This is a genomic window from Streptomyces sp. FXJ1.172 (assembly GCF_001636945.3).
Taxonomy (GTDB): domain Bacteria; phylum Actinomycetota; class Actinomycetes; order Streptomycetales; family Streptomycetaceae; genus Streptomyces.
Genome location: NZ_CP119133.2, coordinates 5,006,917 through 5,030,598, shown reverse-complemented (window position 1 = coordinate 5,030,598; position 23,682 = coordinate 5,006,917). Strand labels below are relative to the sequence as shown.

Here is a 23,682-nt window from a genome sequence, read left to right as displayed (position 1 = left end):
CGCGGCACCCTAGTTGGGGCCCAGGCCCCCGTCAGCCGTATGGGCGATCGGTCACTCGATGGAATGGCTTTGGTCAGAGGTGGGTGACAGACAGCAAAGATCAGGCCCCGGATCGAGGATCCGGGGCCCGGTCAACGCCTTGGCCGACAGCGGGGCAGGTCAGACGCCTGCCGCCCGGGCCGCCTTCGCGGCGATGTCGGTGCGGTGCTGGGAGCCGTCCAGCCGGATCCGGCCCACCGCCCGGTACGCCCGCTCACGTGCCTCGGTCAGGTCCGCGCCGACCGCCGTGACGGACAGCACACGCCCGCCCGCGCTGACGACGGCGTCGCCGTCCCGCTTGGTCCCGGCGTGCAGCACGTACGCGTGCGGCGCGTCCTCGGCGGCCACCTCGGCCAGGCCGGTGATCGGGTCGCCGGTGCGGGGCGTGCCCGGGTAGTTGTGCGAGGCGACGACGACGGTCACGGCCGCGTCCTCGCTCCAGCGCAGCGGCGGCAGATCGGCGAGCGTGCCGTCGGCGGCGGCGCGCAGCACACCGGCCAGCGGCGTCTTCAGCCGGGCCAGCACGACCTGGGTCTCGGGGTCGCCGAAGCGGGCGTTGAACTCGATGACCCGCACGCCTCGGCTGGTGATCGCCAGCCCGGCGTAGAGCAGACCGGAGAACGGCGTGCCACGGCGGTGCAGTTCGTCCACCGTCGGCTGCAGGACCGTCTCCAGCACCTCGTCGACCAGCTTCGGATCGGCCCAGGGCAGCGGCGAGTACGCGCCCATGCCGCCGGTGTTGGGGCCCTCGTCGGCGTCGAGGGCGCGCTTGAAGTCCTGGGCGGGCTGGAGCGGTACGACGGTCTCGCCGTCGGTGATGGCGAAGAGGGAGACCTCGGGGCCGTCGAGGAACTCCTCGACGACCACGCGCTCGCAGGCGGCGGCGTGCGCCTTGGCCTGGTCGAGGTCCTCGGTGACGACGACGCCCTTGCCGGCGGCGAGGCCGTCGTCCTTGACGACGTAGGGAGCGCCGAAGGCGTCGAGGGCCTCGGCGACCTCCTCGGCGGTGGTGCAGACGTAGGAGCGGGCGGTCGGGACCCCGGCCGCCGCCATGACGTCCTTGGCGAAGGCCTTGGACCCCTCCAGCCGGGCCGCCTTCCCGGACGGGCCGAAGACGGGGATGCCCGCCGCGCGGACGGCATCGGCGACCCCGGCGACCAGCGGGGCCTCCGGGCCGACGACGACCAGCTCGGCACCGAGGCCGGTGGCCAGCTCGGCCACCGCCGTGCCGTCGAGCGCGTCGACCGGGTGCAGCTCGGCGACCTCGGCGATGCCGGCGTTGCCGGGGGCGCAGTGCAGCGCGGTGACGTCGGGATCGAGGGACAGGGAGCGGCACAGGGCGTGTTCGCGGGCGCCGCTGCCGATGACGAGGACCTTCACGGGGGTCAGCCTAATGGCAAGGTTGCCGAAGGCCGGGGGCCGGGTTTGCTGTACTTTCCTCCAAACGCGCCCCCTCGGGCCGGCCGCTCGTGTCTCCGCCGCGCTTCTCGCTCCCGTCGGTCGGCTATTCGTTGGAGAACTCCTCCATCACCGTCGCGCCCAGCTCCCGCACGATCAGTTCGTGGCCGGAGAGGGCCGACTCGTCCAGGTCGGGGTCGTCGTCCGCCGGGATGTCGTCCTCGGGGGCGACGGGCGGCGGCTCCGGGGCGGCCGTGGGCCGGGGGGCCGGAGTCGGCGCGGCCGGGGCGGGCGCGGGTGCCTGCGGGCCCGGCTGGGACGCCGCGGGGCGGGGGGCGGCCGGGGCGCCGTAGCCACCGCCGGCTCCGGCACCGCCGTAGCCACCGCCTGCGCCGTAGCCGGACGAGCCGCCCGGCGCAGGAGGTGCGGAGCCGCCGGACGGGTCGACGACGGCCTCAATCTTCCACTGCACGTTGAACTGCTCGGCCAGCGCCTGCCGCAGGACGTCCTCGCTGCCGCTGCCGGCGAAGTTGTCGCGGGCGCCGGCGTTGACGAAGCCGAGCTGGAGGGTCGTGCCGTCGAAGCCGGTCACCTGGGCATTCTGGCTCAGCAGGATCCAGGTGAAGCGGCGGCGGTTCTTGACGGCCTCCAGGATGTTCGGCCACAGGGCGCGGGGGTCGAGGCTGCCTGCGGGCGCGACCGCGGCCGGGGCCGGCGCTGCGGAGCCGCGGCGCGGCGGCCGCCTGGTGCTGCGGCTGGGCGGGCGCGCGGCCCGCCGCCTGGGCCGGGGCCGGGGCCGGGGCCTGGCCCTGCTGTCCGGCCGAGGAGCGGCGGCCGTGGGCCAGCCACCGGGCCGCCTACCGCTTCCGACGGGGGCGGCGGTGGGCCAGGCGCCGGGGCCGGAGCGGCGGGGGCTCAGCGGCAGGGGCGGCCGGGGCTGTGCGGCGGGCGCGGGGCCGCCGGGGTGGCCGATGCGGCTGCCGGAGCCGGTGCGGGTGCCGTCGCAGGGGTGGGGGCGGGGAGCGGCAGGGGCCGTGGGCGCGGGGCGGCCGGAGCCGGGCCACCGGCACCGGGAGCACCGGCAGCGGGCACCGGGCCGCCCGCACCCGGGCCGTTCGCGCGTACGGCCGCGCGGGCCGCGGCTGGGCCGCCGCCGGGCGGTACGGACTGCATGGAGGGCATGGCGGGCATGGGGGCACCGGCGCCGTGGGCCTCGGGGCCGGGGACGTACCCCATGGCGGGCGCGCCGCCGCCCGAGAAGCTGACACCGCGCTCGAGGCGGTCGAGGCGGGCCATGACCGAGCGCTCGTCGCCGTAGGCGGCGGGGAGCAGCACGCGCGCGCAGATCAGCTCCAGCTGGAGGCGGGGCGAGGTGGCGCCGCGCATCTCCGTGAGGCCGTCGTTGACGAGGTCGGCGGCGCGGCTCAGCTCGGCCGCGCCGAACGTGGAGGTCTGTGCCTGCATGCGCTCCAGGACATCGGCCGGGGCGTCGAGGAGCCCCTTGTCCACCGCGTCCGGAACGGCGGCGAGGATCACCAGGTCGCGCAGCCGCTCCAGCAGATCGGCGACGAAGCGGCGCGGGTCGTTGCCGCCCTCGATGACGCGGTCGACGACCTCGAAGGCGGCGGCGCCGTCACCGGTGGCGAAGGCCTCCACGACGGAGTCGAGCAGCGAACCGTCGGTGTAGCCGAGCAGGGAGGTGGCCATGGCATACGTCACACCCTCCTCGCCCGCTCCGGCGAGGAGCTGGTCCATGACGGACATGGAGTCACGCACCGAGCCCGCACCGGCGCGCACGACGAGCGGCAGCACGCCGTCCTCGACCGGGATGTCCTCCTTCTGGCACACCTCGGCGAGGTAGTCCCGCAGGGTGCCGGGCGGGACGAGCCGGAAGGGGTAGTGGTGGGTCCGCGACCGGATCGTGCCGATGACCTTCTCGGGCTCGGTGGTCGCGAAGATGAACTTGAGATGCTCCGGCGGCTCCTCGACCACCTTCAGCAGCGCGTTGAAGCCGGCCGACGTGACCATGTGGGCCTCGTCGATGATGTAGATCTTGTACCGGCTGCTCGCGGGGCCGAAGAACGCCTTCTCGCGCAGCTCACGGGCGTCGTCCACACCACCGTGCGAAGCCGCGTCGATCTCGATGACGTCGATCGAGCCGGGGCCGTTCCTGGCGAGGTCCTGGCACGACTGGCACTCGCCGCACGGGGTCGGAGTGGGACCTTGCTCACAGTTCAGACAGCGGGCGAGGATGCGCGCGCTGGTCGTCTTGCCACAACCGCGCGGACCGCTGAACAGGTACGCGTGATTGACCCGGTTGTTCCGCAGCGCCTGCTGCAGCGGGTCGGTGACATGCTCCTGCCCGATGACCTCGGCAAAGGTCTCCGGGCGATAGCGGCGGTACAGCGCGAGAGACGACACGCATACGAGGTTATAGGCGCCCACTGACAACCCGGGAAAACAAGGGCCCCCCACGCACCCGCCAGAGCCGACCTACCCTTGCTGCCTTCCGGCCCTGGGGGAGTTCAGTCAGATAGCGCCGCGTGAGGGGCTGCGCCCACAGTACCCGATCGGGGCCCGCGGTCAGTACCCGATCCACGGCCGCGGTCGTACCCGATCCGGGCCTGCGGGAACGGGTTCGCGAGCACTCCCCTCGGTCATGTAATGTTTCCGGCGGAGGATTCGCCTAGAGGCCTAGGGCGCACGCTTGGAAAGCGTGTTGGGGGCAACCCCTCACGAGTTCGAATCTCGTATCCTCCGCAGCCGCCTGAACAGGCGAAACGAGAACCCCGGTCCGCTTCGGCGGCCGGGGTTCTTGGCATGCCTTGGTCTCAGTTGCAGTCTCAAATCGCGCGCCTCCGCATCCTGAGCCTGACTGGTTCAACGACCCTGGTAAGGGCGCTTACACCAGGAGTATGGTCTCTTGTATGGCGACGAAAAAAGTCACGGTGACGATCCCCGAAGATCTCCTCGACGAGATCCGCGCCGACGCGGCTGAGCGGGGACTTTCGGCGTATGTAGCCGAGGCGCTGCGGTTCAAGCGCGATCGGGACCGGCTGCTGGAGCTGGTCGACTGGCTGCAGGAGGAACACGGGCCGGTCACCGAGGACGAACGCGCGGCAGCCCTGGCGGAACTGGATGATCTCGACGCCGAGCACGAGCGCCGTCGCACCGCCGGAGGACACGATGCCGGAGAGGCGGCGTGAAGAAGCGCGCCGGTGAGCACAGGCAGCGGCCGCTGCGCGTCTTCGTACTCGACTGCGAAGCCCTGTCCCTGGCCGTGCGCGGCGACCGCAAGATGATCGCCTGGCTCGGCCTCGCGGCCGGGGGTGAGGCCGAGGTGGTGACATCTCCCATGACGCTCGTCGAGGCGTACGACGGCAGAACCACCGAACAGCGCTGGGACTGGGTGCTCTCCCGGCTCAAGGTCGCCGACATCGGAAAGGACGAGGCCCGCCAGGCCCGGCGTCTCCTGGCCGACGCCAAACTGCACGGTCACAAGTACGCGATCGATGCCGTGCTCGCTGTCATCGCACGCCGGCAGAAGGGGCAGGTCACCGTCTTCGCCTCGGACGTGGACGACCTGGAGAAACTCCTCCCGGACACCATCGTCGTCAAGAAGGTATGACCCGGCGCCCTGTCGGTTCTGGCCGACAGCGACCCGGTCACCGCGCTCACCCGCGGCCTGGCCGCAGAACGGGGATGACACCCGCCGCTCCCTCCGGGACGAGTGGGCCCGGTGGTCTACCGCACCACCCGCACCGGCGCCGACACCGTCACCTGGTCCAGGTCCGACACCCGTACCGTCGCCTTCATCGTCCAGGTTCCCGGGATGGGGAGGTCGAAGGAGTCGGCGGCCCAGTAGCCGCCGCGGTCGGTGACCTTGGTGTCGAGGGGGCCGATGCGCTGGGCGGGCAGGGTGAGCGAGACACGGAGTTCGGGGACCGTGGACAGGCCGCCGTCCGGGCCGTAGACCACCGCCTGGACGGAGGTGCGGCCCACGCGGCCCGGGTCCAGGGTGACCTGGACCTTGCCGTGGCCGCCGGGGGTGCCGAGGTCGAAGGGGATCGTCGTCACGGACGCCGTCGGGATACCCGCGTCCGCCGTGCCGGACTGCGCCGCCCCGGTGGCCGCGCGGCCGGGGACGGTGGTCGTCAGGAGGGTCGTCAGGGCCAGGACCACCACTGCCGCGGCCGCTTCCGCCAGCACCGAGCGGCGCAGGACGTGGAAGGGGACGGGCGGCGGCGGGGGTGCGGGAGCGGGCGGTTCCTCGGGGAGCGGGGGGCCCGTCGCCGGTTCGGGGACACGGACCGGGGTCGTCGTGGCCGTACGTGACCGCGCCTGTGCCATGCGGGACGTCCAGGCGCGGGAACAGGCCGCCGCCAGCAGGAGCGCGGTGACCGCCGCCAGTTTGGCCAGCAGCGTGCGGCCGTACGCCGTGTCCGTGAGCGCCTGCCAGGAGCCGAGCCCCCGCCAGGACTGGTAGACGCCGGTCACGACCAGGACGGTCACCGAGGCGGACGCCAGGCGGGAGAAGCGGGCCGGGACCGACAGCAGGAGCGCCGGGATGCGCGACAGGGTGCGCAGGAGCGCGGCCAGGCCGCCCAGCCAGACGCCCATGGCCAGCAGGTGCAGCGTGGCCGCGGTGATCGCCAGCGGGACCTGGATGCCCGCCGAGGCGTGTTCGGCCGCCGACCAGGTCAGGGCCAGGGGGAGGGAGACGGCCGCGGCCACGGTCAGCGTCGCACGTCGCGGGAGCCTTCTGCGGCGGGCCCGCAGGACGGCGACGACGGCCGCCGCCAGCAGCAGCAACGCCAGGCGGGCGAGCAGGAGTTCACCGGTACGGGTCGTCGCCGTGCGGGCGAGGGAGCCGAGGGACAGGGCCTGTGCCGGTGCGGTGCCCTCCTCGTACGGCGCGCGCAGGACGAGCAGGGCGGCGGTCGCGGCCATGAGCGTCCAGGCCGCGGTCAGGACGGGGGCGCGCAGCGGGGCCGCCTTCGGCGGACGGCAGTACGCCACGAACGCCGCCGTGCCCAGCAGAAGGGCCACGGAGAGGTAGGCGAGGTAGCGCGCGACGTTGTACAGGGCGGCGGTGGCCGGGTTCTCCGTGCTGTCGGGGGCCGCGCTCGCGGTCGTCGCCGTGCGCCTGCCGACGGAGAACGTCAGCGCGCCGGACACCGGGTGGCTGTCCGCCGACACCACCCGCCAGGCGACCATGTAGGTGCCGGCGGCGAGCTTGCCGGGCAGGGCGACGCGGGCGGTGTCCGGGCTCCCGGGGGCGTGGCCGGCGGAGCCCGTGCGCACGCGGCGGTTGGCGGGGTCGTAGACCCGGAAGGAGTCGGTGAGCAGGCCGACCGACTCGGAGAACGTCAGGGTCACCTGCCGGGGGGCCGCGCCGAGGACGATCCCGTCGGCGGGGTCGGTCGCGCGCAGGGCCGCGTGGGCCGAGGCGGGGGCCGCCGTGCCGAGCAGGAGGAGGAACAGGCCCGCGCAGAGCAGGGTCAGCCGTCGTGGCCATCGGTGTCGGTCGCGCTGCACCTCGTCCCCTTCGTGGGCCGTCGTATTCCCTATGGGTACGGAGAGTTCGGGTCCGTTGCTCACCATGTCCGGTGGGTGCTCACCACGTCGGGCGGGTGCTCACCATGCCGGGAGGGTGATCACCATGCCGGGCGGGCCGAGACGCCGCCGTCCACGACCAGGTCGTGGCCGGTGATCCAGGCCGCGAGCGGCGAGGCCAGGAAAACGCAGGCGTCGGCCACGTCTTCGGGGCGGCCCAGGCGGCCGGCCGGGGCGGCGGCGAGCCAGCGGCGCACACCGTCCGGCCAGGCCTCGGCCAGGCCCTCACGTCCGATCAGGCCGGGCGAGACCGTGTTCACGCGGATGCCCCCGGGTCCGTACTCCAGGGCCGCCGCGCGGGCGTGCATGACCACCGCCGCCTTGGCCGCGCTGTAGTGCGCGTGGCCGGGCGCGGGCCGGGCCGCCTCGATGGAGGCGATGTGGGTGACGGTACCGCCGCCGTGCTCCCGCATATGGGCCGCCGCGGCCTGGGTGCAGGAGAAGACGCTGGTGAGGTCGGTGTCGACGACCGTGCGCCACTCGGCCGCCGTCATCCCGGGCAGGGTCTGGACGGGCTGGACGGCGGCGTTGTTGACGAGCGCGGTGAGCCGCCCGCCGGACCAGTGCGTCACCTCCCCGACCAGCCGGTGACAGGCGTCCTCGTCGGTCAGGTCCGCCTGGAGCACGACGGCCGCGCCGCCCGACTCCCGGATCCGGGCCGCCACTTCGCCGGCCGCCGCCACCGCCGTACGGCAGTGGACGGCCACCGCGGCGCCCTGCTCCGCGAAGCGCAGGGCGACGGCGCGGCCGATGCCGCCGCCCGCGCCGGTCACCAGGGCGGTCTGTCCCTCGAGAAGGTTCATGCTCTTCTCCGTCTTCGTGGTCATGGGCGGGACAGTTCCGCGATGCGGGCGGCTTCGAAGGGGTAACGCGCCGTCAGGTCGGCCGCGTTGCCGTGTTCGTAGTCCGCGTCGGTGAATCCGGGGGCCATCGTGGTGCCGAAGAGCGTCCACGCGCCGCCCGGGGCGACCCGCGCGCCCATCCAGGTGCGGGCCTGCACGGTCAGCTGGACGTGCTGGCCGGACAGCGGCGCGGGGCCGAGGACGGCGGTGCGGGAGGTGCCGTCGGGGGCGAGGAGCAGCAGGTGGAGGGGGTCGCCGAGGTAGAAGTGCCAGACCTCGTCGGTGGGCAGTCGGTGCAGGGCGGAGAAGTCGTCCGCGGTGAGCAGGGCGACGATGGCGGAGCCCTCGGGGCGGCCGTCGGGGCGCGCGGGCCCCGCCCAGGTACGCCGGAACAGGCCGCCTTCGCGGGGAATCGGCTCGAGTCCGTAATGAGCGATCAGCTCTTCCGGCGTCGGCTCTCCCGGCGTCGGCTCTTCGGGCGTCGTCACGGGAGGAAGGCTAGTCAGCGAGGCAGGTCGTGCGGGGAAGGCCACGGTCCGCTCCGGGAGGGCGAGTTGGGCGTGCCGCTCCGGCGGGCACGCGTCGGGGAGTGCGCGGTGGCCGGGGCGGCCCTGGCCTGCGCCGGGCGCGCGGCGGGGCGATCATCGACGCATGGATGTCACCCTGCACCTCGCCCAGGACCCCGCCGCCGACGCGCTGCTCGGGCGCTCCCCGCTCGCCTCGCTGGTGGGCATGCTGCTCGACCAGCAGGTTCCGATGGAGTGGGCGTTCAAGGGCCCCCGCACCATCGCCGACCGGCTCGGCGCCGGGGAGGCCGGCGATCTCGACGCGCACGAGATCGCCGCGATGAACCCGGAGGTCTTCGCCGCGCTGCTCTCCGACAAGCCGGCCGTCCACCGCTACCCGGGTTCCATGGCCAAGCGGATCCAGCAACTGTGCCAGTACCTCGTCGAGCACTACGACGGGGACGCCGAGGCGGTCTGGCGGGACGTCCCGACCGGTACCGAGCTGCTGGCGCGGCTCGAGGACCTGCCCGGCTTCGGCAAGCAGAAGGCCCAGATCTTCCTCGCGCTGCTCGGCAAGCAGCTCGGGGTCACGCCCAAGGGCTGGCGGGAGGCGGCCGGCGCGTACGGCGAGCCGAAGGCCCACCGGTCCGTCGCCGACATCACCGGTCCGGAGTCACTGGCCAAGGTCCGCGCGCACAAGCAGGAGATGAAGGAGGCGGCCAAGGCGGCGAAGGCCCACGGCAGGTAGGAGGGCGGGCCGTCAGCCGTCCGGCCCACCCTGGTGGCACGCCCGCTCCCGCCGGTCGCAGCATGAAGCATGACCGAGGCATCGAGCGGTCCGAACTGGGGCCGCGAGTACGACGACCGGAACGTCCACGCCGGGCAGCCGCCGAGCGGGCGGCACGAGCCGGAGCCACCGTTCGAGGGGCCTCTGCACGCCCTGTCCCGGGCCGCCTGGCAGGTGGTCCTGGGCACCGGGATCGCCTCGCTGATCCTCGGGATCCTGGTCCTGGTCTGGCCGGGCGCCTCTCTGCTCGCGGCCGGCGTCCTGTTCGGGCTCTACCTCCTGATCAGCGGCATCTTCCAGCTGGTCGCCGCGTTCGGCACGCACAAGGCGACCTCGCTGCGCGTGCTGGCCTTCATCAGCGGTGCCCTGTCGATCATGCTCGGCCTGTTCTGCTTCCGCGGCCCCATGCAGTCGATCCTGCTGCTCGCCCTGTGGATCGGCATCGGCTGGCTGATCCGCGGCATCACCCAGACCCTGGCCGCCGCGTCCGACCCCCGGATGCCCGCCCGGGGCTGGCAGGCCTTCCTCGGGGTCATCACCTTCATCGCGGGCATCGTGCTCATCGACTCGCCGTTCAAGTCGGTCGCCGTGCTCACCCTCGTCGGCGGCATCTGGCTGGTCGTGGTGGGGGTCGCGGAGATCGTCACCGCGTTCGGCATCCGCGGCCGGGCCAAGCAGGTCCCGAAGACCGTCTGAGCCCTCGCCGTACCCGTGGCCGTCAACGCCATGTCCCTCTCCTACGCCGTGCGGGCGGATCTCCCGCCCGCCGTGCTGCATCCGGCGCCCGGCCCGGGGAGAGACCCCTCGTGAGCAGGCCCGTGCGTACTGCGCGCAGCCGTACCTGGCTGCGGGTGCTCGTGCTGCTCCTCGCCCTGTGGGTGCCCGTCGCCCATGCGCAGGCCCACGCGGCCCCCGCCTTCGTCGCGTCGGCCGAGACCGCCGGGCACATCGGCACCGACGCCCCCGACGGCCACGACGGTCTCGACGGCCACGACGGCCTCGGCGGCCTCGATTCGCTCGTACGGCCGCCCGCCCGCGCGATCCACCGGGCGGGCGTACCCGAGTGCCCCGCGCCCCTCCCCGACCCGGCGCCCGCCCGCCCGGGGCTCCGCCCGTGCCCGGGTGCGCCACGGGCGCCGTACGCCACGCCCCTGCTGCGCACGGTGGTCCTGCGCTGCTGACGGACCCGCGTCCCCACACCCGCGAGGTCAGTCGGCTCGACGCAAGGAGCACAGCCATGCCCAAGGATCCGTACGCCGTCCTGCGCGCCCTGCTGCGCGCGGAGGCGAGGCGCAGCGCGCCGCCCAAGCCGGAGGAGAAGGAAGAACCGCAACGGCGGTCCGGGGAGCGGGACCGCTGAACCGGCCCCGGCGGGGGCGGGACCACCGCCTCCGCCGGGCGGTGCCGGAGAGAACAGGAGCCCGTATGACCGATTTGCTCTGTTTGCTTGATCTTTTCAAGACTTCCCAGGGGTGCACTCCATCGCCATGGCTGCGCCCGGAACGTCTTGACCGGTAGGCTTTCCGTGTGATCTTCAAGCGCATCGGAAACGGCCGGCCGTACCCCGACCACGGCCGGGAAAGCACCCGGCAGTGGGCGGACGTCGCGCCGCGCCCGGTCCGCCTCGATCAGCTCGTGACCACCAAGCAGCAGCTCGACCTCGAGACCCTGCTGGCGGAGGACTCGACGTTCTACGGCGACCTCTTCGCGCACGTCGTGAAGTGGCAGGGCGACCTCTACCTCGAGGACGGACTGCACCGCGCGGTACGCGCGGCCCTCCAGCAGCGCCAGGTGCTGCACGCACGCGTGCTCGAACTCGACTGACCCGGCGCGACACGGCCGTTGACCCTTTCGGGTTCCGCTGAGCGGCATCGACTGATCATCTAATAGGCATCGCCGCTCAGGCACACTACGCTGCGCCCATGAGCATGCTGACTCCCCCCGGCATGGGCGGCCAGTACCGGATCACGGGGGACAAATACCCTCGGATGCGTCCGCCGCGCCGACGTGCCAGGCTCGTGGCCGCCGTGGTGGCCTCCGTCTGCGCGCTCGGCCTGATCGGCTGGGGCACCCTGCAGCTCATCGACGTCTTCACCGGCGGCGGCAAGAAGGCCTCGGCGGCCGGCGCGAAGACCGACTGCCGCCCCAAGGCCGCGACGGCCACCACGGCGGCACAGGCGAAGGCCCTGCCGAAGCCGGGCCAGATCACCGTGAACGTCTACAACGCCACCGCGCGCACGGGTCTCGCCAAGGACACCGCCGACGAGCTGAAGAAGCGCGGCTTCAAGATCGGTGCCGTGGGCAACGCGGGCAAGCCCTACGACAAGAACGTCCCGGGCACTGGGATACTCCTCGGCCCCACCGCCGCCCGGAACACCTCACTGCCGGTCCTGGCGACCGAACTGGCCGACGCCGAGCACCGCACCGACGCCGGCCGCAAGGGCGCCGACCTGGACCTCATCCTGGGGGACGGGTTCAAGGGGCTGGCGAAACCGGCGGACGCCCAGCGGGCGCTGACGGCCCTGACGGCACCGCAGTCGACGGAATCCTCGAAGAAGAACTGCTGACAGGCGCCCCCGAAGGGGCGCGGGGCGTACCGGCATGCGCCTTCACCGGGCGGGCGGGAGCGGCAAGGGCGCGCCTCACGCCCGCACCCGCACCCGCACCCGCACCCGCGAACGGCAACCAGCCGCACCCGGCAGGCGCGAAACCTACTCGGCGGCGCCGTAGAGCCGGTCCCCCGCGTCGCCCAGCCCCGGCACGATGTACCCCTGCTCGTTCAGATGGCTGTCCACCGCCGCCGTCACGACCGTCACCGGCGTGCCCGCCAGCTCACGCTCCATGACCGCCACGCCCTCGGGGGCGGCGAGCAGGACGACCGCCGTCACATCGTCCGCACCGCGCTTGATCAGCTCCTGGATCGCCGCGACCAGTGTGCCGCCCGTGGCCAGCATCGGGTCCAGGACGTACACCTGGCGGCCCGAGAGGTCCTCCGGCATGCGCGAGGCGTACGTGGAGGCCTGCAGGGTCTCCTCGTTGCGGATCATGCCGAGGAAGCCCACCTCGGCCGTCGGCAGCAGCCGGACCATGCCGTCCAGCATGCCGAGACCGGCGCGCAGGATCGGCACGACCAGCGGGCGCGGGCGGGCGAGCTTGACGCCGGTGGTCTGTGCGACCGGGGTGTGGATGTCGACGGCCTCGGTGCGCACGTCCCGCGTGGCCTCGTAGGCGAGCAGGGTGACCAGTTCGTCGGCGAGCCGCCGGAAGGTCGCGGAGTCGGTGCGCTGGTCGCGCAGCGTGGTGAGCTTGTGGGCGACCAGGGGGTGGTCGACGACGTGGAGACGCATGCCCATAACGGTACCTGCGCCTCGCACCCCCCGGTGCTGGCGTCAAACCGCCCGTCCGGGGGAAAGTGGGAGGGACGGAACGGGGGTGGTGCGACGTGCCCGACCTGCCTGACCTTCCTGACGACGCGCCCAAGGACACCAGCGGCCCGGGCGAGTCCGCGACACGTGGTTCCCGGGTGCCCGGGACGGACGCCGAGCGCCGGCGCCGGCGCGCCCAGTTCCTGCGTGATCTCGCCGAGGCCCGCGCGCTGCGCGACCGGGTCCAGCCCCGGCGCGCCAAGGCCGCCCGGCTGCGCCACGAGCTGCGCATGCGGACGTTTCGCTGGTAGGCCGTCCGTAGGCGCGCCGGTAGGCCGTTCGTAGGCGCGCCGGTAGGCCGTTCGTAGTCCTCTGGTGGTCCGCTCGTGGGACCGCCCGCGGGGAGGAGGCTCCTGGAGCAGGGCACGGTAAGAATGTTCTCGGTGAGGAAGATCCACGTCCACGGCGGTGTTTGCGCGGTGGGCGTGCGTGAGCGCTTGGAAAAGCCGCGTACGATCCGCAGGTGGCCGGCAAGACACAGGGAGCCGAAGACGTCCCCTGAACGCCTTGTTTCTGCCACGATTCCGAGTGGGTGGGGCTCGGAGCCCAGGCTCTGTCCGCCCACGTACCTCCGCCGGGGGGACCCCCAACCGGCACGCCTATGATCAGTGGGAGAGTCACGGTGTACTTCGCCGCACTGCTCGCGCGCACCGAAGACGGGTGGGAAGCGAGCGACACAGAGCTCGACAATGTGGAAACCCTGTCGGATCTGGCCGACCTGGCCCGGGAAGCCTCTCCCGACGAGGACACGGTGCTCGTCCTGATCGAGCAGGAGGACGCCTGGTTCGGCGTCGTCCGCGTCGACGGCGAGGACGACCCGCGCATCTATGTCTCGGACGCGTTCGCCGCCCAGCGCAGCGCGTACGGCGAGCTGCTGCTCACCGACGAGCTGCTCGGCCGGGACCCGGGCGTCGACGTCGACCTGGAATCCCTGGACCTCGACGGCACGGAGGACGGCGAGTCCGACTCCGGCGACGACGAGGAGGGCGGCGCGGACGCGGTCCCGCACAGCCCGGTGGGTGACAGCCAGATCCTCGACGACCTGGGCATCAGCGAGAAGGAGCTGCGCGCCCTGGACGCCGACGACGCGCTCAGCTCGATCGCCGATGCCCTGGGCGCCGCGGAGGTCTTGGAGACCGTCCGCTGACCATCGAGAACATGGCGGCCACCCCGGACCCGATACGCGATCGCTGGCGGGACGCGATGCGGCTCGCCCTGGACGAGGCCGGACGAGCCGTACAGGGCGGGGACGTCCCCGTCGGCGCCGTCGTGCTGTCCCCGGACGGTACGACGGTGCTCGGCGCCGGGCACAACGAGCGTGAGGCCACCGGCGATCCCACGGCCCACGCGGAGGTCCTCGCGATCCGGCGGGCGGCGGCCCGGCTCGGGGAGTGGCGGCTGACCGGCTGCACCCTCGTGGTCACCCTGGAGCCGTGCACGATGTGCGCGGGCGCTCTCGTCCAGTCCCGCGTCGACCGGGTCGTCTACGGCGCCCGGGACGAGAAGGCGGGCGCGGCGGGCTCGTTGTGGGACGTGGTCCGCGACCGGCGGCTCAACCACCGGCCCGAGGTCATCGAGGGTGTCCTCGCGACGGAGTGCGCCCGGCAGCTCACGGAGTTCTTCCGGGACCGCTGACGGGCAGAGCCGGGACCACCGCATATCGATTTCGAAGCAGGCCCCACTGTGCTGTAAGGTCTCCCTCGGTAGCGTGTCCGAGCGGCCGAAGGAGCTCGCCTCGAAAGCGAGTGTGGCGCAAGTCACCGAGGGTTCAAATCCCTCCGCTACCGCTCGAAGAAGGGCCCCGTCTCACGACGGGGCCCTTCTCGTCGTCCGGGACCCTCGAGCACGCGCCGCCCGAAAAGACCCCGAGCGGCAGGCCGTTGGCCCCCGGAAGGAGCGTGACGGTTACACTCGCGGCCGGTGACAGGGGCAAAGGACACAGGGGAGGCCGCGGTGACGGTGAACGCCAAGAAGATCGGCGTGTACGCGCTCGTGGTCTTCGTGCTCTACGTGATCATCACGGACCCGGCCAAGGCGGCGAGCTACGTCCAGATAGGCTTCGAAGGCATATCGAGCGCCGCGAAGGCCATAGGCGACTTCATGACCTGGGTCGCCAACGGAGGAAAGAACTGAGGTACGCCCCATGATCCGCCATCTGGTCCTCTTCAGGCTCAACGAGGGCGTCGAGCGCGACGATCCGCGAGTCGTGGCGGGCGCGGCGGCCTTCCGGGCCCTCGGCGACGAGATCGACGAGCTGCGGTTCTGGGAGTGCGGCTGGAACATCAGCGACCGGCCGATCGCCTACGACTTCGCGATCAACTCGGCGGTCGAGGACACCGACGCCCTCAAGCGCTACCTGGAGCACCCGGCCCATCAGGCGGGCGTCGCGCAGTGGCGCGAGTTCGCCACGTGGGTGATCGCCGACTACGAGTTCCGAGTCCCACTCCACCCGAGCCCTCCGCCGGAACGGCGGGGGGCTTTCGTGCGTTGCACGCCCCAACTTGTCGATGTTTGAACACAACACGGCGTTATGCGGTGCTTGCACACAGTGCACATGTCTTGTGATGCTATGACCGCTTTTGACCGATGATTGAGCGATGAAGAGGTGGCGTTGACCGTGTCGGCCAGTTCTGCGCCACCCCAGGAGGCCGCGCCGCCCCAGGAGTCCGCGCCGACCCAGGAGGAGGCGGCCCCTCCCGCTCCCGACCCCGATCCCGACCCCACCCCGGACACCCCCGAGAAGCGGCGCAGCGCCGACACCCGAGCTCTCACCCAGGTCCTCTTCGCCGAGCTGAAGCAGCTCGCCCCGGGCACGCCGGAGCACCACCGGGTGCGCGGGGCGCTGATCGAGGCGAACCTCCCGCTCGTACGCTACGCGGCCGCCCGCTTCCGCTCCCGCAACGAGCCGATGGAGGACGTCGTCCAGGTCGGCACCATCGGCCTGATCAACGCCATCGACCGGTTCGACCCGGACCGGGGCGTGCAGTTCCCGACCTTCGCGATGCCGACCGTGGTCGGCGAGATCAAGCGCTACTTCCGGGACAACGTCCGCACGGTCCACGTACCGCGCCGGCTGCACGAGCTGTGGGTGCAGGTGAACAGCGCGACCGAGGACCTCACCACGCTCTACGGCCGCTCCCCGTCCACCGCCGAGATCGCCGAGCGGCTCCGGATCGGCGAGGACGAGGTGCTGAGCTGCATCGAGGCGGGCCGCTCGTACCACGCCACCTCCCTGGAGGCCGCACAGGAGGGCGACGGACTGCCCGGGCTGCTGGACCGGATCGGCTACGAGGACCCGGCCCTCGACGGCGTGGAGCACCGCGACCTGGTCCGGCACCTGCTCGTCCAACTCCCCGAGCGCGAGCAGCGCATCCTCCTGCTGCGCTACTACAGCAACCTCACGCAGTCGCAGATCAGCGCGGAACTCGGCGTCTCCCAGATGCACGTCTCGCGTCTCCTCGCCCGCAGCTTCCAGCGGCTGCGTTCCGCGAATCGCATCGACGCCTAAGAGGTCATCTCATTTGGTGAGTCTGCGGTAGCAGATCAGGGTGCAGGCGATGCTGGTGAAGGCCAAGAAGTGGACGGCCTTGCGTTCATAGCGGCGGTGCAGGCGGCGGCATCCGGCGAGCCAGGCCATGGTGCGTTCGATGGTCCAGCGGTGGCGTCCCAGGCGCTGGGAGGACTCGATGCCTTTACGGGCGATGCGGTGCCGGATGCCGCGCTGGCGTAACCATCGGCGCAGGTGGTCGTAGTCGTAGCCCTTGTCGCCGTGGAGCTTGGCCGGCCGTCGTCGGCGCGGACCGCGACGGGAGCGGATGGGCGGGATGCCGCGAACGAGCGGTTCGAGGGCCTGGCTGTCGTGCAGGTTGGCGCCGGAGATGCCGATGGAGATGGGCAATCCGGTCCGTTCGGTGATCAAGTGGATCTTCGAACCGTACTTGCCTCGATCTACTGGATTCGGACCTGTCAGGCCCCCCTTTTCAGGGCCCGCACGTTCACCGAGTCGATCGCACAGCGAGACCAGTCCAGTTCACCCCGGGAGCCGAGTTCGTCGAGGACCAGGCGATGGAGCTTCGCCCACACCCGGGCTTTCGACCACTCGGTGAAACGCCGGTGAGCCGTGGGTCCCGACGGTCCGAACGAGGCGGCCGGCAGCTGCTGCCACGTACAGCCCGACGTGGCCACGAACACGATCGCAGCCAGCACCTCCCTGTCACCGTGCCGGCGCCGGCCGCCTCCCTGAGGCCGACTCGGCGCCTCCGGCACCACTCGCTGGAACAACTCCCACAGCTCATCCGGCACCAGCCGCTCAACGATCCCCACACCCGGAGCCTATCGAATGCGCCAAATGAGATGACCTCTAAGTGCTCCGCGCTTAAGGGCTTCGCACTTAGGGACGCGATAAGAACCGGTACGGACCGAAGCGCGGGGGCGTTCGGCCGATGCATAGCGGGCGCACGGAAGCACGCCTCGAGCGGTTCTGCATCGCATACCCGAGCGAGCGGTAACCGTCGCGAGCGAATCGCTCACCTGGGCCGATGCCGACAGTTGGGACCGGATAAAGCGTCAGACCCCTTCTCTCCAGGGGCGATTCGGATCTCTCATGTCGACATGTCACTACAGCGTGTTGCCGACATGTGACATTCTGCGGGAGACGCGTTTGCCGGGCCCTCGGCTCCGGTATTCAGGTGAAGGCTGCGTTGCTCGAAAGGCAGCGCCGCCGCGACCGTCCCGCGACCCAAAGGGGGTGGCATGTCCGCAGACCAGGGCAGCTCGAAGGTGCTGACGCCCGCGACGAGCGAGGCAGCGCCCAAGCAGCTCGACGCTCTCGACGTCCTCGACGGCATCGAGGCCGTCACGGCCCTCGACGCCGTGCAGGTCCCGCCCGCCGAGGCGGCCGCCCCTGTCCCGGCCCCGCCGGCCTCGGGGGACATCGACACCCGCACCCTGTCCCGCTCACTGTTCCTGCGGCTCGCCGCCCTCGGCGAGGACAGTCCCGAGCGGGCCTACGTCCGGGACACCCTGATCGAGCTGAACCTGCCGCTGGTCCGCTACGCGGCCGCGCGCTTCCGCTCCCGCAACGAGCCGATGGAGGACATCGTCCAGGTCGGCACCATCGGCCTGATCAAGGCGATCGACCGCTTCGACTGCGAACGGGGCGTGGAATTCCCGACGTTCGCGATGCCGACGGTGGTCGGCGAGATCAAGCGGTTCTTCCGCGACACCTCCTGGTCGGTGCGCGTCCCGCGCCGCCTGCAGGAGCTGCGCCTCGCCCTCACCAAAGCGAGCGACGAACTCTCCCAGAAGCTGGACCGCTCCCCGACGGTGACGGAACTGGCCGCCGTACTCGGCGTCTCCGAGGAGGACGTGGTCGACGGCCTGGCGGTCGGCAACGCCTACACCGCCTCCTCCCTCGACTCCCCGGCCCCCGAGGATGACGGCGGCGAGGGCTCGCTGGCCGACCGCCTCGGCTACGAGGACACGGCCCTGGAGGGGGTGGAGTACCGCGAGTCCCTCAAGCCCCTGCTGGCCAAACTCCCGCCCCGCGAACGCCGGATCATCATGCTCCGCTTCTTCGCCAACATGACCCAGTCGCAGATCGGCGAGGAGGTCGGCATCTCCCAGATGCACGTCTCCCGGCTGCTGACCCGGACGCTGGCGCAGCTGCGGGAAGGCCTGATCTCCGACTGAGAACCGACGGAGGCTTCAGTTCTGACGGTCCGTCAGCGACACTGGCCCGATGCTGCGAGCGACAGGGCCTGACGACACCGCTCGGACAACCCGCGCGACATGGACACGTGGCCGCCGAGGCGCCGTTACGGCAGCGTCGGCGGCCGTCGTCGTGCTGGGCGGGGTACTCGCCGCGTGCGGGGGCCACGGCCCGGGCGGCGGCTACGTCGCGGTCGGCGCCGTGGGCGGCCCGCAGAAAGGGAGCACGGCGGCGGTCACGCCGACGGGCGCGGTGTCGCTGGTGCCACTGGACAACTCACCGGCCGGCCCGCCCGGTTCGCGACAGCCGAACACCTCGAGCGGTGCCGGCACCGGCACCGGCCCGGAGCAGACCGCGCCGCCGTCATCCGGCACGCCCGGCCCACTGGACGGCACATCCAGCCCGTCGGACGGCACACCCGGCCCGTCCGGCCCCACGGCCGGCGCGCCGTCCACCCCCGCCTCGCCCACCCCGACTCCCGCTCCCGCTCCCGCTCCCGCTCCCGCTCCCGGCACCACGGTCGGCCCGGCGAAGCTCTCCTGGGGCGAGCCGGCGACGAAGGACACGGATCAGCGCTGGTGCCAGCAGGTGACCGTCGCCTTCCGCAACACGGGTGGTACGGCGGTGCGTTCGGGCTCGGTGACGTTCGGGACGCACGTCATCGGCGCGCTCGGCATCGACTGGGCGACGATCAGGTCGACCGTGGACCTGCCGGTGCCGATCGCGCCGGGTGCGCGGGCGAAGCCCGCCTGGACGGTGTGCGTCGACGCCTGGCGCGTGCCGCTCGGCATGCACATCGAGACGCGGGACGTGTCCGTCCAGTGGAAGTAGGACAAGCAGGGGACGCGGCGGGAGCGGAGGAAGAGAGCGCCGAAGGCGCCGTACGTCCTACTTGAGCGCCAGCCAGGCCACGCCGGCCACCACGGCGATGGCGACGATGACGCCGATGATCAGGCCGACGCGGGGGCCGGAGGAGGAAGCGGCCGCCTGCGTCTGGCGCCCCTGGGGGGCCTCGTCGACGAACGCGCGGAACATCTGGGTGCTGCCGGCGGGGTCGTAGTTGCCCTGGGGGCCCTGGGTGTTAGCCATGGCCCGAGACCTTAGCGAAGACGGGCCCGGCCGCCCAAGTGGGGGCCAGCGGGATCCCATCGGGACAGACGGGGGCACGCCACCCTCACTCACCTGCAGATTTACGGTTGCCATACGCGCCTTTGCCAAGTTTTTGCGCTACTGGACCCCGGTTTGTTTGCCTGCAGCAACCAAACACCCTTATGGTTGCCCCAAGCAACGAATACGGGAGGTGTGATGGCCGAGCAGGCGCAATTCGAAGAGCTGGCGCGTCAGCTCAGTGCCGTCGGAGCCGTGAAACGGGACCTGGGGCGGATCCTGCCGCCCGACTGCCCGACCGGCTCGGCCGCCGTGCTGACCCTGCTGGGGCGCCACGGCGACATGCGCATGAGCAAGCTCGCGGAGCTGCTCGCCGTGGACATGTCGGTCACCAGCCGGCACGTCGCGCACGTCGCCGCGCGCGGCTGGATCGAACGGCTGCCGGACCCCGCGGACAGGCGCTCGCGCATCCTGCGCCTGACGCCCTCGGGGCTGGCGCAGCTCGACGAGCTGTCCCGGCGGACCACGCATCTGCTCGCCGAGCGGCTCGCCGACTGGACCGACGACGAGGTCGGCCAGCTCATCCGGCTGATGACCCGGCTGCGCGACTCGTTCGGCGACTGCCGGTCCGTCCCGGTCCGGCACGGCTTCGCAGTCGCCCCCGTACTCGAAGAGACCACCCGTACACCCGCAAGCACGTAAGAAAAGGAAGCCCATGGCAACGACCACACCAGCCGGTGTGCGGGCTCATGCCAAGCACGGGGGAGGCTCCTCGGCCGAGCACGCCCCGATGACGCACCGGCAGATCATGGAGGCGCTGTCCGGCCTGCTCCTGGGCCTGTTCGCCGCCATCCTCTCCTCGACGATCGTCACCAACGCACTGCCGACGATCATCAAGAGCATCGGCGGCGGCCAGTCCGCCTACACCTGGGTCGTCACGGCGGCACTGCTCGCCATGACCGCCTCCGTGCCGCTGTGGGGCAAGCTCGCCGACCTGGTCAGCAAGAAGGCCCTCGTCCAGATATCCCTGGTCATCTACATCACCGGCTCGGTCGTCGCCGGTCTCGCGCAGAACCCGGCGATGCTGATCAGCGCGCGTGTCATCCAGGGCCTCGGCGCCGGCGGTCTGTCCGCCCTGGTGCAGGTCATCATGGCCGCGATGATCTCCCCGCGCGAGCGCGGCCGGTACTCCGGCTACACCGGAGCCACCTTCGCCCTCGCCACCGTCGGCGGCCCGCTGCTCGGCGGCGTCATCACCGACACCTCCTGGCTCGGCTGGCGCTACTGCCTGTTCGTCGGCATCCCCTTCGCGCTGATCGCGCTGGTCGTGCTGCAGAAGACGCTGCACCTGCCGGTCGCCAGGCGGAAGGTCAAGGTCGACTGGACCGGAGCCTTCTTCATCACCGCGGCCGCCTCGCTGCTGCTGGTCTGGGTCACCTTCGCCAACGACAAGTACGCCTGGCTGTCCTGGCAGACGTACACGATGGTGGGCGGCACGATCGTGCTCGCGCTGCTGTTCGTGTTCACCGAGACCAAGGCCGCCGAGCCGATCATCCCGCTGCGCTTCTTCCGCAACCGCACGATCACGCTGGCGTCGCTGGCCTCCCTGTTCGTCGGCATCGGCATGTACGCGGGCACCGTGTTCTTCTCGCAGTACTTCCAGCTGGCCCGCGACAAGTCGCCGACGATGTCCGGCGTCATGACCATCCCGATGATCGGCGGCCTGTTCGTCGCGTCCATGGTCTCCGGCCGCTTCATCACCAGCACCGGCCGCTGGAAGGGCTGGCTGGTCGGCGGCGGTGTCTCCCTCACCGCGGGCCTCGCCCTGCTCGGTCTGATGCGCTACGACACCCCGTACTGGGAGCTGTCGATCTACATGGCGCTGCTCGGCATCGGCGTTGGCACGATGATGCAGAACCTGGTGCTGTCCACGCAGAACCAGGTCGCCCCGCACGAGCTGGGCGCCGCCTCCTCCGTGGTGAGCTTCTTCCGCTCCCTCGGCGGTGCGGTCGGCGTCGGCGTGCTCGGCTCGGTCATGTCCGAGCGGATCACCCACCACGCCAAGGACACCATCACCGAGCTGAGCCCGAAGGCGCAGCAGGCCGCGGCCCACGCCGTCGGCAGCGGCAACCTGCCCGACATGAACGCGCTGCCGGCCCCGGTGCGCAACTGGCTGGAGGGCGCCTACGGCCACGGCATCGCGGACGTCTTCCTCTACGCGGCCCCGTTCGCGTTGATCGCGTTCATCACGGTGCTGTTCATCAAGGAGGTCCCGCTGCGGACGTCCGGCGCGCTGGCCCAGGCCGCGCAGGAGAAGGCCGGGGCGGTCGCGCAGGCCGCCGCCCCCGCGGAGACGGCCGTGAAGAACGCAGAGACCGCAGAGCACGCAGAGAACGCAGGGAACATCGTGCAGGAACCCGCGCAGCAGAAGGTGCCCAGCTGGGCCACGCCCGTGGTGTCGGACACCTTCACCGAGGCACCGGCCCTGGCCACCGCCGCGGCGCCGGCGGCGACCGCCGTCGCCACCATCGCCGAGCCCGGCCCGGGCGGCCCGGGCGGCACCCCGGTGCACGGCTTCGTCCGCGGCGCCGAGAGCGCCCCGGTCCCGCAGGCCGCGGTCACCCTGATCTCGCTGTCCGGCCGCCAGCTGGGCCGCGCGGTCGCCCAGGCGGACGGCTCCTACTCCGTCGACGCCCCGGGCACGGGTTCGTACGTCCTGATCGCCTCCGCCGACGGCTACCAGCCGCAGGCCTCCACCGTGGTGGTGGGCGGGGAACCGCTGTCGTACGACATCCTGCTCAGCGGCACCAGCGGGCTGACCGGTGTGGTCCGGGCAGCCGGGAGCGCGCTGCCGGTCAAGGACGCCATGGTGATCGTCACCGATGTGCGCGGTGACCTGCTGGCCACCGCCGCCACCGGTGAGCAGGGCGAGTTCGCCTTCACCGACCTGGTGCCCGGTACCGTGACCATGGCCGTGAACGCGAGCGGCTTCCGGCCGCGCGCGCTGCCGGTCGAGGTCGGCACCACCGGGATCACCCGGATCGAGATCGACCTGGACGCGGGCGCCCGCCTCCAGGGTGTCGTCAGGGCCCCGCACGGTCCGCTGGCCGACGCCCGGGTGACCCTGGTCGACCAGGCCGGCAACGTGGTCGGCACCGCCACCACCGGCACGGACGGCGCGTACGCCTTCACCGACCTGGACAGCGGCGAGTACACCGTCATCGCGACGGGCTACCCGCCGGTGGCCACCGCGCTGAGCGTCGCCGGCACCGGAGTCGACGGCCACGAGATCGAACTCGCCCACCCCGGCGAGTAGTTCCACCCCGGCCCGTGGCGCACATACCGTCGTGTGTGTGCCACGGGCCGGTGTCATACGACCAATTTGTAAGCCTTTGTAGTTCCTTGCAGGGAGAAAACGGGATGGGACTGACCGCGAAGATCCGCACGCGTGACGGGTGGGCCGTGTCGCACGCGGTCGTCACGGTGACCGACATGACCGGTACGCAGGTGCTGCGCGCCGAGACCGACGCCGAGGGAGCCGTACGGGACACCACCGAGCTGGCACCGGGGGCGTACACGGTGATCGTGACAGCCGTCGGCTACGCGCCCGCGGCCTCCTCCGCCATCGTCACCGCGAGCGGCCGGGCCGAGGTCGGCACCGTGACACTGGCCCGGCAGGGCGGCACCGAACTGCCGCCGCCCGGGCCCTGGACGATCGACCCGGTGCACTCCTCCGTCGCCGCGGTCGCCCAGCACCTGGGCATCTCCAGCGTGCACGGCCGGTTCACGGAGTTCGGCGGGACGATCGAGATCGCGCCCGACGACGTCACCAAGTCCCGTGTGGAGGCGGTGATCAAGGCCGCGTCCGTCGACACGGGCAACGGGATGCGCGACACGCACCTGAAGTCCGGGGACTTCCTGGACGTGGAGAACCACCCGGCGATCACCTACCGCTCCACGGGGCTGACGGCGGCCGGCTCGGACCGCTGGACGGTCCACGGCGAGCTGTCGATGCACGGTGTCGTACGACCGGTCGACCTGGACCTGGCCTACCTCGGCACCGGCGCGGACCCGTGGGGCGGCACGCGCGCCGCGTTCCGCGCGACCGCGGAACTGCACCGCGAGGACTTCGCGATGAACTACAACCAGGTCCTGCAGGCCGGTATCGCCGCCATCGGCACGACCCTGAAGGTCGAGCTGGACATCCAGGCGGTGCAGGGCGACACACTGCCCCAGGCGTAGGCACGGCAGG

The 23,682-nt window shown here is 71.9% G+C and carries 25 protein-coding genes, 2 tRNA genes, 1 other RNA gene and 2 pseudogenes; 21 read left to right on the top strand and 9 right to left on the bottom strand.

The genetic code is table 11. The annotated features are described in order from the left end of the window. Positions 1-159: 159 nt before the first annotated feature. The 3 genes and pseudogenes from purD to ffs all read right to left on the bottom strand — a co-directional run bounded on the left by purD (position 160) and on the right by ffs (position 3,993). A complete protein-coding gene (purD, locus tag A6P39_RS22440) occupies positions 160-1,419 on the bottom strand; it encodes a phosphoribosylamine--glycine ligase (RefSeq protein ID WP_067056272.1) in 1,260 nt (419 codons plus the stop codon). Between the two features lie 124 nt (positions 1,420-1,543). Next, positions 1,544-3,858 (bottom strand): annotated as a pseudogene (locus tag A6P39_RS22435) (DNA polymerase III subunit gamma and tau). A 38-nt stretch (positions 3,859-3,896) separates the two neighbouring features. Continuing rightward, positions 3,897-3,993, bottom strand: an RNA gene (gene ffs / locus A6P39_RS22430) — signal recognition particle sRNA small type. A gap of 119 nt (positions 3,994-4,112) precedes the next feature. Here ffs and A6P39_RS22425 point away from each other — a divergent pair. The 3 genes from A6P39_RS22425 to A6P39_RS22415 all read left to right on the top strand — a co-directional run bounded on the left by A6P39_RS22425 (position 4,113) and on the right by A6P39_RS22415 (position 5,065). Continuing rightward, a tRNA-Ser gene (locus tag A6P39_RS22425) sits at positions 4,113-4,197 on the top strand. A gap of 167 nt (positions 4,198-4,364) precedes the next feature. Beyond that, a complete protein-coding gene (locus A6P39_RS22420) occupies positions 4,365-4,643 on the top strand; it encodes a CopG family transcriptional regulator (protein ID WP_039634366.1) in 279 nt (92 codons plus the stop codon). Then, positions 4,640-5,065 (top strand): hypothetical protein, encoded by a 426-nt coding sequence (locus tag A6P39_RS22415; RefSeq protein ID WP_067056278.1) that lies wholly within the window; start codon positions 4,640-4,642, stop codon positions 5,063-5,065. The genes A6P39_RS22420 and A6P39_RS22415 overlap by 4 nt, the downstream gene beginning before the upstream one ends. 116 nt (positions 5,066-5,181) lie before the next feature. On the opposite strand, the gene A6P39_RS22410 is transcribed toward A6P39_RS22415, so the two are convergent. The 3 genes from A6P39_RS22410 to A6P39_RS22400 are packed head-to-tail and all read right to left on the bottom strand — an operon-like array spanning position 5,182 to position 8,383. Continuing rightward, positions 5,182-7,041 carry a copper resistance CopC/CopD family protein gene (locus tag A6P39_RS22410; protein ID WP_079133836.1) on the bottom strand — a complete coding sequence of 620 codons (1,860 nt, stop codon included), beginning with the start codon at positions 7,039-7,041 and terminating at the stop codon, positions 5,182-5,184. A gap of 53 nt (positions 7,042-7,094) precedes the next feature. Continuing rightward, a complete protein-coding gene (locus tag A6P39_RS22405; RefSeq protein WP_067056297.1) occupies positions 7,095-7,856 on the bottom strand; it encodes an SDR family oxidoreductase in 762 nt (253 codons plus the stop codon). 20 nt (positions 7,857-7,876) lie between these two features. Continuing rightward, positions 7,877-8,383, bottom strand: a complete 507-nt coding sequence (locus tag A6P39_RS22400) for a cupin domain-containing protein (protein WP_067056281.1) — start codon at positions 8,381-8,383, stop codon at positions 7,877-7,879. Positions 8,384-8,546: 163 nt separating this feature from the next. Here A6P39_RS22400 and A6P39_RS22395 point away from each other — a divergent pair, with 163 nt between their 5' ends. The 6 genes from A6P39_RS22395 to A6P39_RS22370 all read left to right on the top strand — a co-directional run bounded on the left by A6P39_RS22395 (position 8,547) and on the right by A6P39_RS22370 (position 11,755). Beyond that, positions 8,547-9,149, top strand: coding sequence for an HhH-GPD-type base excision DNA repair protein (locus A6P39_RS22395; protein ID WP_067057309.1), 603 nt, complete (start codon positions 8,547-8,549; stop codon positions 9,147-9,149). A gap of 69 nt (positions 9,150-9,218) precedes the next feature. Beyond that, complete coding sequence (locus tag A6P39_RS22390; RefSeq protein ID WP_067057312.1) at positions 9,219-9,884, top strand: HdeD family acid-resistance protein; 666 nt, start codon at positions 9,219-9,221, stop codon at positions 9,882-9,884. Between the two features lie 110 nt (positions 9,885-9,994). Next, positions 9,995-10,369, top strand: a complete 375-nt coding sequence (locus A6P39_RS22385) for a hypothetical protein (protein WP_067057315.1) — start codon at positions 9,995-9,997, stop codon at positions 10,367-10,369. A 56-nt stretch (positions 10,370-10,425) separates the two neighbouring features. Next, positions 10,426-10,548, top strand: a complete 123-nt coding sequence (locus A6P39_RS22380; protein WP_267893403.1) for a hypothetical protein — start codon at positions 10,426-10,428, stop codon at positions 10,546-10,548. Positions 10,549-10,715: 167 nt separating this feature from the next. Next, complete coding sequence (locus A6P39_RS22375; RefSeq protein ID WP_004943146.1) at positions 10,716-11,012, top strand: type II toxin-antitoxin system VapB family antitoxin; 297 nt, start codon at positions 10,716-10,718, stop codon at positions 11,010-11,012. Positions 11,013-11,110: 98 nt separating this feature from the next. After that, complete coding sequence (locus A6P39_RS22370) at positions 11,111-11,755, top strand: LytR C-terminal domain-containing protein (protein ID WP_079133876.1); 645 nt, start codon at positions 11,111-11,113, stop codon at positions 11,753-11,755. A 144-nt stretch (positions 11,756-11,899) separates the two neighbouring features. Here A6P39_RS22370 and upp read toward each other — a convergent pair whose 3' ends face one another. Further along, positions 11,900-12,535, bottom strand: coding sequence for a uracil phosphoribosyltransferase (gene upp / locus A6P39_RS22365; protein WP_067057339.1), 636 nt, complete (start codon positions 12,533-12,535; stop codon positions 11,900-11,902). A 104-nt stretch (positions 12,536-12,639) separates the two neighbouring features. Between upp and A6P39_RS22360 the strand changes: the two genes are divergently transcribed. The 7 genes and pseudogenes from A6P39_RS22360 to A6P39_RS22330 all read left to right on the top strand — a co-directional run bounded on the left by A6P39_RS22360 (position 12,640) and on the right by A6P39_RS22330 (position 16,121). Further along, on the top strand, positions 12,640-12,864 hold the full coding sequence (locus tag A6P39_RS22360) for a hypothetical protein (protein ID WP_443053070.1): 225 nt from the start codon (positions 12,640-12,642) through the stop codon (positions 12,862-12,864). 371 nt (positions 12,865-13,235) lie between these two features. Continuing rightward, a complete protein-coding gene (locus A6P39_RS22355) occupies positions 13,236-13,760 on the top strand; it encodes a tRNA adenosine deaminase-associated protein (RefSeq protein WP_067057325.1) in 525 nt (174 codons plus the stop codon). An 11-nt stretch (positions 13,761-13,771) separates the two neighbouring features. Further along, on the top strand, positions 13,772-14,248 hold the full coding sequence (gene tadA / locus A6P39_RS22350; protein WP_067057329.1) for a tRNA adenosine(34) deaminase TadA: 477 nt from the start codon (positions 13,772-13,774) through the stop codon (positions 14,246-14,248). Between the two features lie 67 nt (positions 14,249-14,315). Then, positions 14,316-14,400, top strand: a tRNA-Ser gene (locus tag A6P39_RS22345). Positions 14,401-14,566: 166 nt separating this feature from the next. Continuing rightward, complete coding sequence (locus tag A6P39_RS22340) at positions 14,567-14,746, top strand: hypothetical protein (RefSeq protein ID WP_067057332.1); 180 nt, start codon at positions 14,567-14,569, stop codon at positions 14,744-14,746. Between the two features lie 10 nt (positions 14,747-14,756). Further along, positions 14,757-15,047: pseudogene (locus A6P39_RS22335) on the top strand (Dabb family protein); the annotation flags it as partial. A 177-nt stretch (positions 15,048-15,224) separates the two neighbouring features. Continuing rightward, positions 15,225-16,121 (top strand): RNA polymerase sigma factor SigF, encoded by an 897-nt coding sequence (locus A6P39_RS22330; protein ID WP_067057335.1) that lies wholly within the window; start codon positions 15,225-15,227, stop codon positions 16,119-16,121. Positions 16,122-16,130: 9 nt separating this feature from the next. Here the strand turns inward: A6P39_RS22330 and A6P39_RS22325 are convergent. After that, a protein-coding gene (locus A6P39_RS22325) for an IS5 family transposase (RefSeq protein WP_275883977.1) occupies positions 16,131-16,930 on the bottom strand; the annotation gives its coding sequence in 2 pieces (ribosomal slippage) (positions 16,131-16,592 and positions 16,595-16,930; 798 coding nt in all). Positions 16,931-17,365: 435 nt separating this feature from the next. On the opposite strand from A6P39_RS22325, the gene A6P39_RS22320 reads away from it, so the two are divergent. Beyond that, positions 17,366-18,304, top strand: a complete 939-nt coding sequence (locus A6P39_RS22320) for an RNA polymerase sigma factor SigF (RefSeq protein WP_067056501.1) — start codon at positions 17,366-17,368, stop codon at positions 18,302-18,304. A gap of 151 nt (positions 18,305-18,455) precedes the next feature. After that, positions 18,456-19,154, top strand: coding sequence for a hypothetical protein (locus tag A6P39_RS22315; protein ID WP_234379300.1), 699 nt, complete (start codon positions 18,456-18,458; stop codon positions 19,152-19,154). Positions 19,155-19,211: 57 nt separating this feature from the next. Here A6P39_RS22315 and A6P39_RS22310 read toward each other — a convergent pair whose 3' ends face one another. Next, positions 19,212-19,412 (bottom strand): hypothetical protein, encoded by a 201-nt coding sequence (locus tag A6P39_RS22310; RefSeq protein WP_067056507.1) that lies wholly within the window; start codon positions 19,410-19,412, stop codon positions 19,212-19,214. A 216-nt stretch (positions 19,413-19,628) separates the two neighbouring features. On the opposite strand from A6P39_RS22310, the gene A6P39_RS22305 reads away from it, so the two are divergent. From A6P39_RS22305 to A6P39_RS22295, 3 genes are all read left to right on the top strand, one after another. Beyond that, a complete protein-coding gene (locus A6P39_RS22305; RefSeq protein WP_067056510.1) occupies positions 19,629-20,132 on the top strand; it encodes a MarR family winged helix-turn-helix transcriptional regulator in 504 nt (167 codons plus the stop codon). A gap of 13 nt (positions 20,133-20,145) precedes the next feature. Continuing rightward, the gene (locus tag A6P39_RS22300) at positions 20,146-22,746 is read left to right on the top strand and encodes an MFS transporter (protein ID WP_107304548.1); all 2,601 of its coding nucleotides are present in this window, start codon (positions 20,146-20,148) and stop codon (positions 22,744-22,746) included. 104 nt (positions 22,747-22,850) lie between these two features. Further along, on the top strand, positions 22,851-23,672 hold the full coding sequence (locus A6P39_RS22295) for a YceI family protein (protein WP_067056516.1): 822 nt from the start codon (positions 22,851-22,853) through the stop codon (positions 23,670-23,672). Positions 23,673-23,682: the final 10 nt, after the last annotated feature.